General features: G+C 54.9%; 16 protein-coding genes. 6 read left to right on the forward strand and 10 right to left on the reverse strand.

From position 1 onward, the window contains the following. Nucleotides 1-293 precede the first annotated feature (293 nt). The 3 genes from L2731_RS15505 to L2731_RS15515 all read left to right on the forward strand — a co-directional run bounded on the left by L2731_RS15505 (nt 294) and on the right by L2731_RS15515 (nt 2538). Nucleotides 294-1004 carry a peptidase gene (locus L2731_RS15505; RefSeq protein ID WP_249254238.1) on the forward strand — a complete coding sequence of 237 codons (711 nt, stop codon included), beginning with the start codon at nt 294-296 and terminating at the stop codon, nt 1002-1004. Beyond that, nucleotides 1001-2125, forward strand: coding sequence for a PepSY domain-containing protein (locus L2731_RS15510; RefSeq protein WP_249254240.1), 1125 nt, complete (start codon nt 1001-1003; stop codon nt 2123-2125). Before L2731_RS15505 ends, L2731_RS15510 begins: the two co-directional genes overlap by 4 nt. A gap of 104 nt (nt 2126-2229) precedes the next feature. After that, nucleotides 2230-2538, forward strand: coding sequence for a hypothetical protein (locus tag L2731_RS15515; RefSeq protein ID WP_239853293.1), 309 nt, complete (start codon nt 2230-2232; stop codon nt 2536-2538). A 5-nt stretch (nt 2539-2543) separates the two neighbouring features. Here the strand turns inward: L2731_RS15515 and glpK are convergent, their stop codons facing one another. The 7 genes from glpK to leuA form a co-directional block, all read right to left on the reverse strand. Continuing rightward, nucleotides 2544-4040, reverse strand: a complete 1497-nt coding sequence (gene glpK / locus L2731_RS15520) for a glycerol kinase GlpK (protein ID WP_249254255.1) — start codon at nt 4038-4040, stop codon at nt 2544-2546. An 11-nt stretch (nt 4041-4051) separates the two neighbouring features. Beyond that, on the reverse strand, nt 4052-4543 hold the full coding sequence (locus L2731_RS15525; protein WP_249254257.1) for a nuclear transport factor 2 family protein: 492 nt from the start codon (nt 4541-4543) through the stop codon (nt 4052-4054). Nucleotides 4544-4749: 206 nt separating this feature from the next. Continuing rightward, a complete protein-coding gene (locus L2731_RS15530) occupies nt 4750-6102 on the reverse strand; it encodes an outer membrane protein transport protein (protein WP_249254259.1) in 1353 nt (450 codons plus the stop codon). Nucleotides 6103-6677: 575 nt separating this feature from the next. Continuing rightward, complete coding sequence (gene leuD / locus L2731_RS15535; RefSeq protein WP_249254271.1) at nt 6678-7283, reverse strand: 3-isopropylmalate dehydratase small subunit; 606 nt, start codon at nt 7281-7283, stop codon at nt 6678-6680. Between the two features lie 9 nt (nt 7284-7292). After that, a complete protein-coding gene (leuC, locus tag L2731_RS15540; protein ID WP_249254281.1) occupies nt 7293-8693 on the reverse strand; it encodes a 3-isopropylmalate dehydratase large subunit in 1401 nt (466 codons plus the stop codon). Beyond that, the gene (gene leuB, locus L2731_RS15545) at nt 8693-9787 is read right to left on the reverse strand and encodes a 3-isopropylmalate dehydrogenase (protein WP_249254290.1); all 1095 of its coding nucleotides are present in this window, start codon (nt 9785-9787) and stop codon (nt 8693-8695) included. The genes leuC and leuB overlap by 1 nt, the downstream gene beginning before the upstream one ends. A gap of 55 nt (nt 9788-9842) precedes the next feature. Then, the gene (gene leuA, locus L2731_RS15550) at nt 9843-11414 is read right to left on the reverse strand and encodes a 2-isopropylmalate synthase (protein WP_239853306.1); all 1572 of its coding nucleotides are present in this window, start codon (nt 11412-11414) and stop codon (nt 9843-9845) included. A gap of 581 nt (nt 11415-11995) precedes the next feature. Between leuA and L2731_RS15555 the strand changes: the two genes are divergently transcribed. Beyond that, entirely contained in the window at nt 11996-13681 is a 1686-nt protein-coding gene (locus L2731_RS15555; protein ID WP_239853308.1) for a tetratricopeptide repeat protein, read from the forward strand. A gap of 24 nt (nt 13682-13705) precedes the next feature. Here the strand turns inward: L2731_RS15555 and recQ are convergent, their stop codons facing one another. Next, a complete protein-coding gene (recQ, locus tag L2731_RS15560) occupies nt 13706-15538 on the reverse strand; it encodes a DNA helicase RecQ (RefSeq protein ID WP_249254302.1) in 1833 nt (610 codons plus the stop codon). 237 nt (nt 15539-15775) lie between these two features. On the opposite strand from recQ, the gene L2731_RS15565 reads away from it, so the two are divergent. Then, nucleotides 15776-16240 (forward strand): thioesterase family protein, encoded by a 465-nt coding sequence (locus L2731_RS15565; RefSeq protein WP_041508958.1) that lies wholly within the window; start codon nt 15776-15778, stop codon nt 16238-16240. Between the two features lie 155 nt (nt 16241-16395). After that, nucleotides 16396-17283: an EamA family transporter RarD gene (gene rarD, locus L2731_RS15570; RefSeq protein WP_239853314.1), complete on the forward strand. Its 888-nt coding sequence runs from the start codon at nt 16396-16398 to the stop codon at nt 17281-17283. Here rarD and L2731_RS15575 read toward each other — a convergent pair. Together L2731_RS15575 and argA are read right to left on the reverse strand one after the other, a co-directional pair. After that, a complete protein-coding gene (locus L2731_RS15575) occupies nt 17254-17838 on the reverse strand; it encodes a hypothetical protein (protein ID WP_239853316.1) in 585 nt (194 codons plus the stop codon). The genes rarD and L2731_RS15575 overlap by 30 nt on opposite strands. Nucleotides 17839-18183: 345 nt before the next feature. After that, complete coding sequence (argA, locus tag L2731_RS15580; RefSeq protein WP_249254315.1) at nt 18184-19503, reverse strand: amino-acid N-acetyltransferase; 1320 nt, start codon at nt 19501-19503, stop codon at nt 18184-18186. Nucleotides 19504-19665 lie beyond the last annotated feature (162 nt).

Consider the following 19665-nt stretch of genomic DNA (forward strand, 5'->3'; position numbering starts at 1 on the left):
ATTCAAGCGGGTTAGCAGCCAGTTTGTAAATTTGTAACTACAGTCAATCCAGGGGAGATTTGTGGGAATTTCGAGGACAAATATGTTGAAAAAACAAACAGAAGTGGAGGACCTACAGGCTTTAGTGGATCGATAAGTGGATCGCCGTCCCAAATTAAGGCCATGATCGCCAAGATCCGTCTGGGCTGATGAAACGTGTATGCCTGTTCGACCCTAAACGATTGGACTCAGACCCATTATGGCTTGCTCAAACACCGCTTGATCCCTATGATGGCCAATAAAAACACAAAATTATGCTGACTCCTAAACAAGGCCGCTGGCTTCGAAAATCACACAAATGGTTGACCCTCTTTCTCGGGGCACAACTGCTCATCTGGTTAATTTCCGGTCTCTACATGGTGCTGATGGATATCGACTATATCCATGGCGATCATCTCGTCGATGATTCCAGACTCACGTTAGATGCCAGTCAGCTAACCATATCACCCGAGACGATCCTCTCGCGTTATCCCGAGGCAACCAGGCTAGAGCTGCTGCCTACCGCGCTCGGCCCCGTCTATAAACTCAATCTAACAGGTAAGCCCCTGTACCTCTCGGGACGAGATGGTGAGCCGCTTGAACCATTAAGCCAGCAGGCGGCCATGAAGATCGCCGCCCGCCTCTACCCTGGCAACTTATCCGGCGCCAGCGCTGAGCTGTTAACCGAATCGACACCAGCCGAAGTCGGCGGGCGACACCTGCCTCTGTGGCAGATAAACCTAAACGATGCCTTCGACTCACGCCTCTATATCTCGGCCAGTAGCGGTGAGTTGGTCACCAAGCGCCACGACTTCTGGCGCCTGTTCGATGTCATGTGGATGCTACACATCATGGACTATGAAACCCGAGAAAATGTGCATAATCCATTGCTTAGCGGCTTTAGCCTGCTGGCGCTACTCACGGCGCTTTCCGGCGCCCTGCTACTGCTCATTGCCTTTAAACGGGGCAAGGAGGAGCCAGCATGAGACTTAGCATGATTAACGCGAGAAGCTTACATCGCATCCTGGCACTCATCGTCGGCGCTCAGCTGATCATCTGGACTCTGACCGGCCTGGCATTTAACCTGATCGACGATCCATTGCTAGATGCCAACGCCCTGCGAGCCAAGCCCGAAAAGGCCCAGTTGATTTCCCCCCAAGTGACGCTTGCCGAGATAACGGCGCAGCTCACTGGCAGTGGCACCAAGCAGATAGACCTTAAACGGGTCGAGCTCAATACACTGCTCGGTCGCCCCATCTATCGCATCAAGACAAGCAGCGGGAACCACGCCTTTTGGGCCGATACCGGCGAGGCGGTAAATCTCAATAGGGAGCAATTGACGCGACTTGCCAAGCAGAGTTACCGGGGAGAGGCGATCTTTTCCGAGCCGATACTCGATGAGGCAGCGGCGCAGCGCTATGGGGGCAATCCGGCCTTCTACCGCATCGACACACATGATGAGCGCCACACGCAGATCTTCATCGATGGTCAGAGCGGCCAGGTCAAGGCCCATGAGAATTTAGGCTCAGAATTAAAGCAGCTACTCTTCATGCTGCATTTTATCGACTATTACCCCGACAATGGCGTGAGCTTCAATCATCTCGCCACCCGGCTGATTGCCTTCGCCGCCCTGCTACTCGGGCTCAGCGGCACCTGGGTACTGGTACGTAAACTTGCCGCAGGCGACTATATCAGCTGGCAGCTAATTAGCCGCGCAAGCAAGAAGGAGAGTAAATTGACGCTACTCTCCCCTGACGGAGAGCTACTTGAAAACATCATTCTGGCGCCAGGTAATCTGCTGGATAACCTCAATCACGACCGAAATCGGATCGCCAGTCAGTGCGGCGGTGGCGGTCATTGTGGCATGTGCCGCGTGCGCTTTGTGGACCAAGCTCCCAAGGCCACTCCAGAGGAGCGCGCGCGTCTCAAGGAAGAGCTATTGGCTCAGGGGATTCGCCTCAGCTGTCAGCATAACGGCCACCAAGGCAAACTCGCCCTCACCAGTCGCGCCCAGCTAAGATACTGGCAAAAAGCGCAGGCAGAGGCCGAACCCGCCTTAAATCCGGCCCAGGCCCCCCTTGTGAACGAAAGCAGCCCTCTTGAGTAAAAACGGCTCCCTGAACAAAAATAACAAACAGGTGTCTAAATTTTAAGCAAATGCAGCCGATAGATAGGTTAGAGGAGTTACACCTAACCTAAAAAGGAGGAGAGATGCTTTCCCTAGATAGCCTGTACGCCATGTTAGCCAGACCGGTACAACGTGTGGTAACACGTAAGCGCGTGGTGGATCAGACTGAGCACATAGATGCCATCCATGCCGACAGTCATGAGGCGCCCCAGTCGCAGCTGCCGCCCCATCTGGAGCGTCGTCGTCAGACTGATAGACGCATCAACCCCAGACCCGGACGCGACGATCGACGCGGCCAGGCGAGACGCCTACAGGCCCAGAAACAGGCCGAAGAAGAGGCCGAAAAAGAAGCGCTAAACTCACCACTGCCCCATATCGATATCGACGTCTAATATTCCTAGCTCAGTGACTCGCTGGTCACCTGGGCAACCGCGCGTTTCCAGCCCAGATACAAGGCCTCACGTTCTTCATCCGCAATAGCAGGATTAAAGCAGCGCTCGACACCCGCCTTGTGTTTTAATTCGGCCGTCGATTGCCAGAATCCTACGGCTAGGCCCGCCAGGAATGCCGCACCCATGGCCGTGGTTTCCGTCACCTTAGGTCGCTGTACCTCGACATCGGTAATGTCCGCCTGGAACTGCATCAGAAAATCGTTGGCCACGGCGCCACCATCGACCTTGAGCTGTTTCAACTCGACACCACTGTCTTTGGTCATGGCATCGAGCAGATCCCGACTCTGGTAGGCGATCGCCTCGAGTGCGGCGCGAATGATATGGTTACGATTGGCGCCTCTGGAGAGGCCGACCAGGGCACCGCGGGCGCTGGCGTCCCAATAAGGCGCCCCGAGCCCCACGAAGGCCGGCACCAGATACACGCCATTGTTGTCATTGACCTTGAGCGCAAAGTATTCGGTGTCCTGGGCATCGCGAATCAGCCCCAGTTCATCCCGCAGCCACTGAATGGTAGCGCCCCCCATGAATACCGAGCCCTCTAGGGCATAATTCACCTCACCCTTAGGTCCCACGGCGATGGTGGTCAACAGGCCATGGTTAGACTGCACCGCCTGTAAGCCGGTATTCATCAACAGGAAACAGCCTGTGCCATAGGTATTCTTGGCCATCCCCTCGTCGATACACAGCTGACCGAAGAGGGCCGATTGCTGATCCCCCGCCATGCCAGCCACGGGGATCTCGCCCCCCTCCCCGGCGATACGTGTCTTACCATACACGGCGCAAGAAGGCTTCACCTCGGGCAGGATACTCGCGGGAATATCCAGAGCCTCGAGGAGCACGGGATCCCAGGCCTGCTGGTGAATGTTATACAGCATAGTGCGCGAGGCATTGGTAGGGTCGGTGACATGCACCTTACCCTCGGTGAGTTTCCACACTAGCCAGGTATCTATGGTGCCAAATAGCAAATCACCGGCCTCGGCCTTCTCTCTGGCGCCCTCAACATTGTCGAGGATCCAACGGATCTTGGTAGCCGAGAAATAGGGATCTAACACTAGACCAGTATTTTGCCTGATGTACTCCTCATAACCCGCCTCCCTCAGAGATTCGCACAGAGGCTGACTGCGACGACACTGCCAGACGATGGCGTTATAGACAGGTTTTCCTGTAGTCTTGTCCCACAGGACGGTGGTTTCACGCTGATTGGTGATGCCGATGCCAGCCACCTCATCGCTGTGAATCCCCGCCCTGGCGAGAGCCTCGATCAGGGTCGAGCTTTGGGAGGCCCAGATCTCCATGGGATCGTGTTCCACCCAACCCGCCTTAGGGTAGATCTGAGAAAATTCTCGTTGGGAGATGGCCACGACATTGGCGTCATGATCGAAGATGATGGTACGTGAACTGGTCGTGCCCTGATCGAGCGCGATAACATACTTCTGTTGCACGAACGCCTCCGCTACTGCTGGCTAGGCTGATTCGGATCTAGCTCCGGCTCAGGTTCAACGTCCTGTACTGCCTCGAGCTGCTCGTCACAGGCGTGGGCGGGCAGATACCAGAATTCGGCGATCTTACCGTCCTGCACACGGAAATTCCCTATGCTGCATTGACTGAGTTGCTCGCCATCGTTTTCCCAGGTCACACGCTCTACTGTGCTGACAAAGTGAGACGATTCAATCAACTCGATGATACTGGCCTGGGCGCCGGTGAGGGTCTCGAAATAATCTGTCATGGCGGCGCCGAACTGCGCCTTATCCGAGGTTTCCACCTCTATCTTGCTGCCAGAGATATGCATCCAGCGCACATCGTCCGATACATGGGTCAGCATCTGCTCGACACTGTGTTGGTTGTAGGCGTCGATAAACCCTTTCACCACTTGCGTCGCACTCGGGTCGGCCAAGGCCGATAGTGGCAGTAACGCTATGCTTGCAGCCAGAAGATAGGGTTTCATGGGACACCTCTTATTGTTGGTTATCGCATCTATTGCCCCAAGAGCCTCAGCCGAGCGACAATCAATGAATGCAATTAAGCTAAAAATATGTTGATAATTAGACGAATATAATCCGATGAAGTTCAGATAGCCAATAAATATTCAGATAAAAAAATGCCTCAAACAGGTGAGGCATTTCGGTTTTCGTTCAATAACCTGTTGGCGAGTTACATCTTATAGCTTAGCTGAGCACCTACCAGCCAGACATCGCCACCCGCGTCACCGCTAAAGCTCACCTGAGCCAGATTCATCAGGTTCATGGTCTCGTTGATCGGTGCATCGCCGTGTGCCTTGATGTAAGTCACGGCAAAATCCAGCGTCAGGTTCTTAGAGGCTTGGTAGCCAGCCCCCGCACTGAACCACAGACGATCAGAATCAGGGATGGTGATGGTGCGATACTCATCTTCTACCGCCGTCTTGTCCAGCGCTACACCGCCACGGACCAACCACTTATCGTTTAGCTGATAGCTGGTACCCAGGGCGAAACGCCAGTTGTCTTTGAAGTTCTCGACTTTCACCAGGTCAGACTCCAGGCCACCCACTGGCTTCTGCTCGCCAGGGAAATAAGCCACTAGGCGATCGAACACGCTCCACTGGGTCCAGTTGACGCTGGCATGCATGGCCCAGTTTTCGGTGAGCTGATGGAAAGAGGCAAGCTCGGCGAAGGCCGGTAGTTCGAGCGGCATATAACCCTCGATCTCCACATCCTGACCACCGTTGTAGATCAGGCCTGAGGCGTGACCATCAAGCTCCAGCTCGACACCACTATGATAGGCCAGACCGATACGGTGTGCCGGGTTGATCTGCCAGCTGGCACCCAACTGCCAACCATAGCCGATATCATCGCCTTCCATCGATTTCAGGCTAGTGCCACCCGGTGGTAGCGCGCCGGCCACTTCGGCGGGCAGCGTAGGAATCGCCTTGATACCATCGACCCAAGCCGGTGTCGAAGCGCCAATCTTACCTTCACCATAGACGATACGCAGACCCGCGCCCACAGAGAAGGCCTCAGAGATCTTATAAGCCAGGTTAGGATTAAACTCGACTGTGGTTACAGAGGTCTCTTTACCGAAGATCGCGGTGGGATGTGTACTCGGCACCTCGGTCGCCAGACCATAGTTAGAGTTAACGGCTAAGCCCCAGGTCCACTGATCGTTAAGCTGATTCGAGTAGTAGAAGTTGGGGACCAGCGCGTCGCCTGCCACGTCTAAGGCGTCGGCGTTCATGGTGACAGGCTGTGGCCCGAGTACCGGCGAAGCCAGGGTGACGTCACCCTCGACATCGACGTTTGGCATGACATAGATACCACCCAGTGATAGCTGACGCCCCTCGAGATAGGTCAACATCGCAGGGTTACGCGCCTGAGCGGCGGCGTTGTCGGCCATGGCCGCCTCACCGGCAAATGCACGGCCTAGACCCGTGGCAGAATATTCGGCAAGTTGAAATCCAGCGGCCTGAACTTGAGATAGCGGTGCGGCGATAGCGGCAACAACAGCTAAAGATAAAATATGCTTCTTCATCATGGCTCTCTTGTTATTATGACAACCTAGAGCAAAGGCTCCAGTCATTGAGTGAGCCGCAGTCTACTGATGCAGAATATCTTTACAAGCAAATAATCAATTTAAGCGAATTATGCTGACAGAGGCGCTTAAATAGCATACAAAAACCGACCACAACCGGTTTTTAAGCTCTCACCAAAGCGTAAAAATGTGATCAATGTTCACTTAATGGGATTCAAACAAATCAGGAAAAACAGACAAAAATAAATAAAAACAAACAACTAAGCACAAAACATTAAAATGACACTTGTACGCCTGAAAACAACAAAACCACCAGCATAAATCACTAGACTGTTGAACACCTAGCAATCTCACGGCAAAAACAAAACGTAAGCATCTGAAAATTAAGTACTTAATAAGATTCGCCACCGCTAATATAAACAAAAAGCCGACCGCAGAAAACTGCGATCGGCTTGATTCATATCCCCTAAGGTACAGATGTACGCCAACTGGCATGAGCCCGCTATAACAGACGCTATAACCGGCTCACCTTATCTGGTTTTAGGCACTAAACATTAGGCTCTAGGCACTAGAAGTTAGGCACGCCAGCTTGGGATCTCGGCCTCATAAGCCGCTATCGCCTCGCCGTAACCCAGGCTGATGCCTATGGCATCCAGGCCGTTGAGCAGATTATGGCTTGCCGACGGGGCAATATCGAAGCTAAAGCTTGCGCCCGAAGGAGAGGTCACAGTCCGGGCTTGTAGATCCACGCTCACCTGAGCGCCCTCTTCGGCTTCAACCTCTTGCATCAACTGCACCACCTCCGCCTCGGTGAGGCGAACCGGCAACAGGCCGTTGTTGATAGCGTTGCCATAGAAGATATCGGCAAAGCTAGGCGCTATGATCACCCTGAGGCCAAAATCTGCCAGGGCCCAGGGCGCATGCTCGCGGCTCGAGCCACAGCCAAAGTTCTCCTTGGCCAGCAAGATGGAGGCGCCCCGATAGCGCGGCTGATTCAGGCTGAACTCTGGATTAGGCTGATCGCCGGCATCATCCAGATAACGCCAGTCATGGAACAGGTGAACCCCAAAACCGTCACGGGTGACCTTGGAGAGAAACTGCTTAGGGATGATCTGATCCGTATCGATATTGGCACTGTCGATGATCACCGCAAGCCCTGTGTGTGTAGTAAATGGTTGCATCGCTCCCTCCTAGTATGGCTTGCGAATATCGACAAAGTGACCGGCAATCGCCGCAGCGGCGGCCATGGCAGGACTCACCAGGTGAGTGCAGCTACCGCGTCCCTGACGCCCCTCGAAGTTACGGTTACTGGTCGAGGCGCAGCGATCCCCCGCCTCCAGCCTATCATCGTTCATCGCCAGACACATGGAGCAGCCCGGCAGACGCCATTCAAACCCGGCGTCGATGAAGATCTTATCCAGGCCTTCCGCCTCCGCCTGCTCTTTCACCAGACCAGAGCCCGGCACCACGATAGCCGTGACACCGGCGGCCACCTTACGCCCCTTGGCCTGGTGAGCCGCCGAGCGCAGATCTTCGATGCGCGAGTTGGTACAGGAGCCGATAAACACCTTGTTGATGCTCACATCTGTCATCTGAGTACCAGGAGTCAACGCCACATAATCGAGCGCCTTCTTGATACTGGCCTTAACCGTAGGATTCGACTCATCCTCAGGGTTAGGCACGCACTGATCGATCGCCACCACCTGGCCTGGGTTAGTGCCCCAAGTCAGCTGAGGCGCGATATCGCTCGCCTCCAACACAACATGGGCATCGAACACGGCATCGTCGTCCGACTTCAGTGCCTTCCAGGCGGCGACCGCCTGCTGCCACGCTTCGCCCTTAGGGGCAAACTCGCGGCCCTCGAGATAATCGATAGTGGTCTGATCCGGCGCTATCATGCCCGCCTTGGCCCCCATCTCGATCGCCATGTTACAGACGGTCATGCGACCCTCCATCGACAGGGCCGAAATCGCCTCACCACAGAACTCGACCACATAGCCAGTGCCACCATCCATTCCTATCTTGCCTATGATGGCCAGCACGATATCTTTGGCGGTGATCCCATCGGCCACCTGACCACGCACCTCGATCTTCATGGTCTTGGCTTTCAGCTGACGCAGGGTTTGGGTAGCCATCACATGCTCCACCTCAGAGGTGCCGATACCGAAGGCCAAGGCGCCGAAGGCGCCATGGGTCGCCGTGTGCGAGTCGCCGCACACAATCACAGTGCCCGGCAGGGTGATGCCAAGCTCGGGGCCCATCACATGGACAATCCCCTGATTCTTATGATGAATATCGTACAGACGCACACCAAACTCTTTACAGTTTTGTGCCAGGGTCTCCACCTGAGTGCGCGCCATGGGGCTGAGTGCATCCAGGCTGGCGCTCTTGGTCGAGGTGTTGTGATCCATGGTGGCGAAGGTCTTCTCTGGCGCCCTTAATTTACGGCCGGCGACTTTCAGGCCGCTGAAGGCCTGAGGTGAGGTCACCTCATGCACCAGATGGCGATCCACATAGATAAGCGGCGCCTCTCCTTCGGGGGCTGCTACGATATGGCTATCCCATACCTTTTCATACAGTGTCTTCACCATTAGTTTGCCTCTCTGACTGCTTGGGCAATATAGTCGCCCATCTCGCGGGTTGATTTTGCCTTGTCACGCTGATCTGCGGGCAAGAGTTCTCCAGTTAGATAGCCATCGCTCAATGCCTTGGCGACCGCATCTTCAATCGCCTTGGCCGCCGCTTCCTCCTTGAGGCTGTGGCGCAAAAGCAGCGCCGCAGACAGGATCTGCGCAATCGGGTTGGCGATGCCTTTGCCTGCGATATCCGGCGCACTGCCCCCGGCGGGTTCATAAAGGCCGAAGCCATCGCTGTTGAGGCTCACCGAAGAGAGCAAGCCCATGGAGCCGGTCAGCATGGCGATCTCATCTGAGATGATGTCGCCAAACAGGTTAGAGCAGAGCATCACATCGAAATCGAAGGGACGACGCAGCAGCTGCATGGTGGCGTTGTCGATATAGATGTGTTCCAGCTCCACATCGGGGAACTCCTTGGCCACCTCTTCGACCACCTCACGCCACAACACTGAGCAGGCCAGCACGTTGGCCTTATCCACAGAGGTCACCTTCTTACGACGACCGCGAGCCGCCTCGAAGGCTATCTTGGCGATGCGGCGCACCTCGCGGCGGCTATAACGCATGGTGTCGAAGGCTTCCTCTTGCTCTCCCTCGCCCTGACGCCCCTTTGGCTTGCCAAAATAGATGCCACCGGTTAGCTCGCGCACGCACAGCACGTCGAAGCCCTGGGCCGAGATATCGCTCCGTAGTGGCGACATATGCTCCAGTCCGCCATGCAGCTTGGCCGGACGCATGTTGCAGAACAGCTCAAAATGCCCCCGCAGCGGCAGCAAGGCACCACGCTCTGGCTGATCGTTAGGCGGCAAGTGTTCCCACTTAGGGCCACCTACCGAACCAAACAAGATGGCGTCGGCCGCCTCACAACCCTTTAGGGTCGACTCGGGTAACGGACAACCATGATTGTCGATGGCCGCACCGCCCACATCATACTCACTATACTCTATGTCCAACGAGAAACGCTCTTCTACCGCCTTTAGCACCTTACGTGCTTCGACCATGACCTCGGGACCTATCCCATCACCGGCCAATACCGCGACTTGATAACTCATACCTCAAGTAACTCCCTGCAATTAATTGTCTTTATACTGTTAAATTTGAAATTTGTTATACGCCGCCCAACTCGGTACGCGCCTGTTTTAGCTTATGCTTGTTCTCGGCCACCTTGTCGGCACGCCAGGTGAGATTCATCACGTGAATAAGTGCTGCCGCCGAGGCCTCGACCACATCGGTCGCCAGGCCGACGCCGTGGAAACTCTGCTCATGGTAGTTGGCGGTGATATCCACCTGCCCCAGAGCGTCTTGGCCCTCGCCCTTGGCGCTGAGCTGATAGCTGCTGATGTTAACTTCACAGCCACTGGCGCGGGCAATCGCCTTGTAGGCCGCATCGACCGGGCCGTTACCTGTGGCGGCCTCGGTCACCGACTCGCCGTCGATGCTTAAGGTCACTGTGGCGGTTGCCTGCCCCTGGGTAGAATCCGAATGCACCACCAGCTGCTGCAAGCCATAGTGGTTTTCATCTTCCGCCTGAGCCTCCACATACACCAGTGCCTCTAAGTCGTAATCGAATACCTGGCCCTTCTTGTCGGCCAACTTCAGGAAGGCCTCATACAGGGTGTCCATGTCGTAGTCTTGCTCGCCATAGCCCATCTCTTCCATGCGATGTTTGATCACGTGACGGCCGGAGCGGGAGGTCATGTTCAGGTTGTTGCGGTTAAGGCCGATACTCTCTGGCGTCATGATCTCGTAGGTGTTTTGCGACTTCAGCACGCCGTCTTGATGGATACCCGAGGAGTGCGTAAAGGCATTGGCGCCGACGATCGCCTTGTTGGCCTGGACCGGCATGTTACACAGCTGGCTCACCAGGTTAGAGGTACGGTGGATCTCTTTGGCATTGATCCCCGTCTCCAGCCCCAGGCTGGCCTTGCGGGTGGCGATGATCATGGCGATCTCTTCCAGGGAGCAGTTACCGGCGCGCTCGCCGATGCCGTTGACGGTACACTCGATCTGACGTGCCCCGTGCTGCACCGCGGTGATGGAGTTAGCCACGGACAAGCCTAAATCGTCATGACAGTGCACCGAGATCACCGCCTGGTCGATGTTAGGCACACGGTTAAATAAGTTTTGAATGATACCGCCAAACTCGCTCGGCACCGTATAGCCAACGGTGTCGGGAATGTTGATCGTCTTAGCGCCCGCCTTGATAGCGGCCTCGACCATGCGGCACAGGTTATCTATGGGGGTACGACCTGCGTCTTCACAGGAAAACTCCACATCGTCGGTAAAACGGCGGGCATATTTCACCGCGCCGACCGCCATATCCAACACCTGGTCGAAGGAGCGTTTCAACTTACTCTCCACATGTATGGTAGAGGTAGAGATGAAGGTATGGATACGGAACTGATCCGCCACAGACAGAGACTGGGCCGCGGCGTCGATATCCTTTTCCAATGCCCTGGCTAAGGCGCAGACTCGGCTATTCTTGATGGTGCGGGCAATGGTCTGCACCGACTCGAAATCACCCGGCGATGAGACGGGAAAACCCACCTCCATCACATCCACCCCCAGACGCTCGAGTGACAGTGCTATCTGTAGCTTCTCCTTAACCGTTAAACTCGCCGCTAATGCTTGCTCACCATCTCGTAAGGTCGTATCAAATATTATCACTCGGTTAGACATCTGGTTTCTCCATGGTACGTCTAGGCTCTAATTTTGGGTGTTCGTCGAATCCATAAACAAAAAAACCCCGCGTTGTTGGGCGCGGGGTTTATGAATGCTGGGTGTGTTATTAAGCGTGCAACACTACATTCTCCGCGCAGGACCTGCGAGAATGAGAATAAGGAGGCTGAGGAGTGCACGGTTAATAGTCGTCATTGTATTCAATAAAAGTAATTAATTATTCGTTTCGCTTCGAAAGATTGATTAATATTTAACGTGTGTCTGTTCAATAGTCAACCCCATATTTTTCATGTTTGCCACATTAGACCAGATAAAAATCTTGATTAACTGCGCAAATCTAACCATTAATTTGCTCACAAGAGTGACTAAGTGATTAAATTCAGCATACTAGGTCATTTGTCGAGCATTCCCTCTGATTCCAACCGCGGGTACTATTTTTTATGCAATTGCTGATGAAAAATCAGTATAATGCCGCCAATGGAAACAGATATAGCACACTCGTTCCGGAGCTTTTAAAAATGGATTTTCGTCTCATAGTGTTAAGTCTCAGCCTGTGGCTGATCCCCGCTTATGGGGACACTATGACAGAGTTAGATGAGTTGGCCCAAACCGTCTACCAATATCCCAACAAGACACTGACGCAAATCTCGGCGCTGGAACAACGCCTGGATCAGGAAGACACGTCTGACGAAAATCGTCTCAGGCTCGCGCTGCTCAAGTGTGAGGCCTTCGTCCAGCTCGGTGAGAATGAGGCCGCCATCAACCTGGGCCGTATGAGCGAAGCCAAGGCTAAGTCCCTAAAGCTCAACCAGCTCAGCCCCTATTTTCTCAACTGTATGGCCGCGGCCTATATCGATTATGGCGACCTCAGACAGGCGCTGACTCTGCTGGACTCGGCCATCTACCTCTCTCGCGAACAGCAGCAGCCTCAGTCCTTAGTCAACGGCCTGATGCTACGCGGTAAGATAGATACTCATATCGAGAGCCAGAGCAGTGCCCTGGAAGATCTGCGCCTGGCCCAAGATATCTACCCCGATACCGAGAAGCAGAGGCCACAATGGCTTACCCCGCCAAGGCCCTATGTGCAACTGGCCATGGCCGAGTTGCTGAGAACCAAGGGGCTCTATAACCAGGCGTTCAACAATGCCAGAGTCGCGCTCGATAGCGAACAGACCACGGGCAAGGTGCGACTGACAGTGCTGCTCACCCTGGCCAAGATTGCCCACTACAACCAAGAGGTGAAGTTCAGGGATGACATGGTGCTCGAGGCCAAGATTTTACTGCCCGAATTAGCCACGGCGACCGAACTGGCAGAGAGTTACACCCAACTGGCGGAAATAGAGTTTCTCAGGGGAAATGACAAGAGCGCCATCCAGCTACTTAATATCGCCCTCAACACCTTCGACAAGCAGAAGAAGATCAACGACACCCTGAGGGCCAACCGTCTACTGGCCAATATTCAGTTAGCAAATGGCAATCAGGCCCTGGGGACCGAGCTGATGCAAAAGGCGATCGCCATCGGCGAGCGCACTAATCAGTTTGACGAGCTCGTCTACTGCTATGGCAGCCTGAGCCGCTATTTTGCCGACATCGGCCAGTACAAGGAGGCCTATCAGTATCAGCTGAAACGCTTCGAGATGGCCCAACGCAGCTACGAATTTCTCAAAGACACCCGACTGCTGCAGATCAAGGCGCAGCTGGGACGTTACCAGCAACTTGCCCAGGCCAGTCAACCAAAGCCCATCAAGCTCGACGCCAACATTAGCGACAGCTATGGGTTAATCGGTATCCTGGTGCTCTTCCTGCTGCTGACGCTGTTTATTCTGCTCAACCGTATCAGAATGCCTAAGGCACCGCCGCCGGTGAGCCAGAGAGATGAACCCATGAGCACCCAGGAGAAGATGGAAGCCCTGCTGACCAGTGCCAAACAGATAGGTTTTCCTATCACCATCTTGCTGATCAACCCCAGTCATCTGGCCAAAGCCGATGTGGACAGGCTACTGACCCGCCTGTCACAGAAGATACGTCAGCAGGATATCTTGATGAGCACCAGCGCCGATCAGATACTGATCATGCTACCCTTCACCTCGCTGGCGGGGGCACAGCTCATCGCTCGTCAGCTAAGCGAGATCATCACGCCGCTCCAAAACGGTACCCGGGTCAACATGGGGATGGCTGTGATGCAGCATCACGACACCCTCTCCTCACTGGTTAAGCGGGCCAGTGTCGATCAGTTGAGTAAATACAGCGGCCAGCAGGCACACTGATCCGCGAGCCAGGCAGCGACTTACTTAGCCACGGGTGAGGTAATCGTTGATCTCGTCGAGGAAGTCGCCGCCGAAACGCTCAAGCTTGGTCTCTCCCACGCCGTTGACCGCCAGCATCTCGCCAGGACTGGTCGGCAGCATGCCCGCCATCTCGGCCAGGGTGGCATCGTTAAACACCAGATAGGGCGGTACATCCAACTCTTCTGCCAGGCTGCGACGTAGCTGCTTCAGGCGAGCAAACAGTTTCCTGTCGTAATTGATTGGCGCCCGGCTAGTGCTGCGACGCTTCACATGTGTGGTGATGCTAATACGCGGCTCGGCGAGCTGTAGCGGCAACTCGCCCTTGAGCACGGCCCGCGCCTGGGGATTGAGCTTTATGGCCGAGCCTCGGGTAATATCCTGACTGGCGAAGCCTAGGTGGATGATCTGACGAATGATACTGAGCCAGAACTCATGGCTCTTATCCTTGCCTATGCCCCAGGTCGACAACTTGTCATGGCCACGATCGACCACAGAGGCTGCCTTGGAACCCCGGAGCACCTCGATAAGATGATTCACGCCAAACTTCTGCTGCAGACGGAAGATGCAGGAGAGCACCTTCTGGGCATCTTCGACGCCGTCATAGCGCTTAGGCGGATCCAGGCAGATATCGCAGTTACCGCAGGGCTCTGAGGCACTCTCATCGAAATAATGCAGCAGCACCTGACGACGACAGGTTTGCGCCTCGGCAAAGGCCGCCATGGTATTGAGCTTATGGTATTCCACCTGTTGCTGCGGCCCCGGCTCCTGCTGCTCGATAAGATGGCGCACGCGCCCAATATCGGCGGGGTCAAACAGCATGAAGGCCTCGGCATCCAGGCCATCTCGGCCGGCGCGACCTGTCTCCTGATAATAGGCCTCGACGCTCTTGGGAATATCGTAATGCACCACGAAACGCACGTTGGACTTGTTGATCCCCATGCCGAAGGCCACGGTCGCCACCACGATATCCAGTTGATCCTTAAGAAAACGCTCCTGAATATCGGCGCGCTCCTCCTGGGTCTTACCCGCATGGTAGGCATCGGCCTGATACCCCTGCATGCGCAGACGCTCGGCCACTTCATCCACCCTGCGCCGACTGCTGCAGTAGATGATGCCGCTGTTGCCATTCTGTGCCTGAATAAACTGCCTGAGCTGATTGGCGGCATTCAGCTTCTCCGCCACGGTATAACGAATGTTGGGCCGGTCGAAACTGGTGAGCAATTCGAAAGGCGCGATCCCCAGCCGCTGACAGATATCCACCCGGGTCGCCTTGTCTGCCGTGGCCGTCAGCGCCATCATGGGCACCTGAGGAAACAGCTGCTTCAGTCGACCAAGCGCCGCATATTCGGGCCTGAAGTCATGGCCCCACTGAGAGATACAGTGCGCCTCATCGATGGCAAAGAGGGAGAGCGGCAGATTGCGTAACCGCTCGATAAAGCTGTCGGTCAGCAGGCGCTCCGGGGAGACATAAAGCAGCTTGAGCTCGCCATTATGCAGCTGACGATAGATGGTCAGTGCCTCTTCCCGCGACTGTGACGAGTTGAGATAGGCCGCCGCAACCCCCATCTGTTTCAAGCTATCGACCTGATCTTTCATCAGAGAGATAAGCGGCGACACCACCAGCGTCAACCCGGATAAGACGAGTGCCGGTAGTTGATAACACAGGCTCTTACCCCCGCCGGTTGGCATGATAACCAGGGCGTCCAGGCCGCCACAGACAGTGTCTATCACCTCACGCTGACCCGTCCTGAAGGTGCGATAGCCAAACACCGTCTGCAGGCAGTCGGCGAGCGGATCGCTTTGGGTCACATCGGCAGAGGTTAAGGCTAAGTCCATGGTGCTCAGTAATCAATAATTTGGCCGCTTATTCTAATCAAGGCGGCTCGGCTTGTCTCATCTATCCGGGTATTAATTGTCATCTGGCCCCCATCGATTGCTGAAATTTTGTCCGCAGGCTTGCCTCACCCTGTGCATTAGCGATAGATTAAATGCTCTAGCCATCGGGCTAACGAGTGCCAAATTTAACCCTCTTGTACCCCGCAAGCGGCGTAGGACAAAACAAGGAGTGCCCCTATGACGACGCCCATACAAGCCCAGACCCTGGCTAGCGTAGCCGACATCTTCGATACCAAGGTCCCCTTTCACAACCTGCTAGGCATGGATATCAAACGCTACGATCTTCAGGGCGTCGAGGTCGAGGTAAAGATGCACCAAGACCTCATAGGTAATATCCACCAGCAGATCCTTCACGGCGGCGTGACGGCAACTGTACTGGATGTGGTGGGCGGACTGACGGCCTTCTCCGGCCTGGTCGCCAGCCGCGAAGACTGGCGTCTGGAAGATCTGCAGAAACGCCTGCAAACCTTGGGCACCATAGACTTGCGTATCGACTATCTCAGACCGGGACGCGGCGAGATCTTTACCGGCACGGGCACAGTGATAAGGGCCGGCAATCGGGTCTCCGTCTGCCGTATGGAGCTGCACAACGAGAAGGGCTCTCATATCGCCTTCGGCACGGGCACCTACATGGTGGGCTAGCAGCCTCACCGCCCTGTTTATCCCGTCAAGTTAGCGAGACGCCCTGGCAATGGACCGTACCAGTGCCGGGGCATAAAAGATTGGCGTTCGCCGCTTGAGTCATGCCGTTTAGGCGCCTACAATGCCTCTCCCGCTCTTTTTCTAAATCCTAAACTATGGCCGATATTGAGTATCGTAAAGGGGTAGCGCTCGCCATCTGCGCCTACTGCCTGTGGGGCTTCGCTCCCCTCTATTTTAAGCTGCTAAATCATGTGTCGGCGACTGAGATCCTGCTGCATCGTGTGATCTGGTCCTTCGTATTCATGCTGATCTTGATGCAATTTATCGGTGGCTTTGCCAAACTGCGCGCCCTGTTTCGACAGCCCAAACAACTTGGCGTGCTAGTGATCACCTCGATTCTAATCGCCGGTAACTGGCTGCTGTTTATCTGGGCAATCAACAACGAGCATATGCTCGATGCCAGCCTGGGCTACTTCATCAATCCCTTGGTCAACGTGCTGCTGGGCATGGTGTTCTTACAGGAACGTCTGCGCAGGCTTCAATGGGTCGCCGTCTCTTTGGCCTGCGCCGGCGTGCTGATCCAATTGATCTCTTTCGGTTCGATTCCTGTGGTGTCGCTGGGGCTCGCCGCCTCATTCGGCGTCTATGGTTTGCTGCGCAAGAAGGTCAATGTCGACGCCAAGACGGGTCTGCTGGTCGAGACGGCCATCTTAGTGCCGGTAGCCCTACTCTACCTGATGACGAATCTTGACGGCACCAGCATCTTGGAAAACAGCTGGCAGATGAACCTGCTGCTGATGGCGGCCGGCATCGTCACCTCGGTTCCGCTGTTGTGCTTTGCCGGCGCAGCAACCCGTATCCCGCTGTCGATACTAGGCTTTTTTCAATATATCGGCCCCAGCATCATGTTTATCCTGGCCGTCAGCCTGTTTAACGAACCCTTCGATCTCGAGAAGGGAGTCACCTTCGCCTTTATCTGGAGTGCGCTGGTGATCTTTACCCTGGACTTAGCCTTAAAGAGTCGGCGTAAGCAGGCTGGCTAACAAGGCCTCCGGCTGCTCTAGGCTCAAGATCAACAGGTAACCCTCGGTGGTTGGCAACACCAGCACCCGCTCTCTGTGGGTGACAGACAGTAGGGCGCTGGCTATGTTTTCGCTGGCTATGTGTTCGCTAACTATGTGTTCACTAGCTACGCTTTCGCTGGCTTCGGCCAGCTTAAACCAGCCCAGGGAATAGCCCGGCATTCCCACACCGTTGCTGCGATAGCTCAGCTTGGGCGCACCGTCTTCATCTAGGTTGAGGATTTTGGCCTCGGACGTCAGTAAGCTCTCCCGTGATAATTCGACCCGATAAAGCGGGATATCGACAAGCATAGTCGTCGGCGAGAGGCGAATACTGGCATCATGGGCCTTGTAGAACACCCAGGAGAGCAATCCCAATACGGCGATAATCATCCCAGAGGCCGCGTATTTCGCCCCCTTAGGTAGAGGCTTCACCTTCAGCAGCAATAGCACCAAGGCCACACCGAGCAGCATAGACAGGAACATAGCGCTCGTCGTCGAATCAAAGGTGGTGAGTTGAAAGACTTGAGTATCCATCTCTATATATCCTCCAGCAAAGATAGGCTTACACTTGCGCTAACGGTTACCGCTTAGTATCTCGGCCTGACCGAGAAAGCCCTAGCCGTGAAGAGCAGGGTAGTTTGTGGACCGTAGCAAAAATCAACAGATAGAGTCTGGTTTTAATGACATATTATGTCAACCTGTTTTTTGACGTTAAAGGATTCATGTTACAAGACTGATGCCATTAGAATGGTGCCATGAGACTGATGCTCCGAATCTAACGCTGAGCGCCTATTGCTCGGTTTCTCTAGCTCTGTCGCTGGCGCATAAAAAAGACCACCGCGAAGGTGGCCTTTTACCAGCACTCTCTATCAGGCAGATTTAAAGATCTAAGGCGAGAATCTTAGATTTACGCTGATAGTTATACAGCTGCTTCTTCTTGTCAGGCAGGGCATCGACCTCGACTATCTGAAAACCATGCTCGAGGAACCAGTGAATGCTGCGGGTCGTCAGGGCAAACAGGCGGGCATAACCACGCACCTTGGCCTGGCCTATGATGTTCTTCAGCAAGATGCTGCCACGATCGGCGTCGCGATAATCGGGATGCACTACCAGGCAGGCAAACTCACCGGCATTGTCTTCCTCGAAGGGATACAGTGCCGCGCAGCCGATCACCAGGCCGTCACGCTCGATCAGCATAAACTGTTCGATCTCCATCTCGAGTTGCTCACGGGAGCGACGCACCAAGACCCCGGCCTGCTCCAGCGGGCGAATAAGATCCAACACACCACCGATATCGGCAATGGTGGCCCGGCGCAGCCGCTCGGCGCTCTCGGTCACTATCTGAGTGCCGATACCATCGCGGGAGAATAGCTCTTGTAGCAGGGCACCATCATCGAGATAACTAACGAAGTGGCAGCGCGCCACCCCATTACGGCAGGCGTCTATGCTGGCCTGTAAGAAGGCGCGGGTGCCCACGCACCAGTTGTCTTCCTCGGTCAGCTCTGAGAGGATCCGCTGGGCATCGGTCGGCATCAGCTCGGCAATCACCTCGCCATTGCCGTCGAGAATCCCCTCCTTGGCGCTGAAGCCTATCATCTTATCGGCCTTGAGCTTCACCGCAATCTGAGTCGCAACCTCTTCGGCGGTGAGGTTAAAGCACTCCCCCGTCACCGATGCCGCCACCGGGCCTAAAAGCACTATGCCGTGATTATCCAGCTGACGTCTGAGGCCCGCCACATCGATGCGTCTTACCTTGCCGCTCAGGCAGTAATCGACACCATTGTCGACCCCTAAGGGTTGGGCTATCACGAAGTTACCGCTCACCACGTTGATCTGCGCCCCCTGCATCGGGGTATTGCTCAGGCTCATCGACAGACGCGCGGTAATATCCAGTTGCAGACCGCCAACCACCTGTTTGATCACCCTGAAGGACTCTTCGTCGCTGATGCGTACCCCGTTGTAGTACTCGGGTGAGAGATTATGCGCCGCCAGCGCCTCATCGATCTGTGGCCTGGCACCATGCACCAGGACTATCTTGATCCCCAGACTGTGAAGCAGGGCGATATCGTTGATGATGGAGCGAAACTGACTCTGTGCCAGCGCCTCACCGCCCAACATGACCACAAATGTCTTCCCCCTGTGTGCATTCACATAGGAAGCAGAATGACGAAACCCCTCGACTAACTCAGTAGTGCGCACGCGCGTAACCTCAACAATAAATATGTAAAAATATCGCCACAAGACGAATAACAAAACGATTTTATTGCATTTAAATTCACATTAAAAGCATTTGTTGTCATCTGATGCGATATTTTTTCATCATGGCAAAGCAGTCTGATTAAGCATAGCAGAACAGCTTAA

Origin of the sequence: Shewanella aquimarina (assembly GCF_023349185.1) — a bacterium.
Taxonomy (GTDB): domain Bacteria; phylum Pseudomonadota; class Gammaproteobacteria; order Enterobacterales; family Shewanellaceae; genus Shewanella; species Shewanella aquimarina.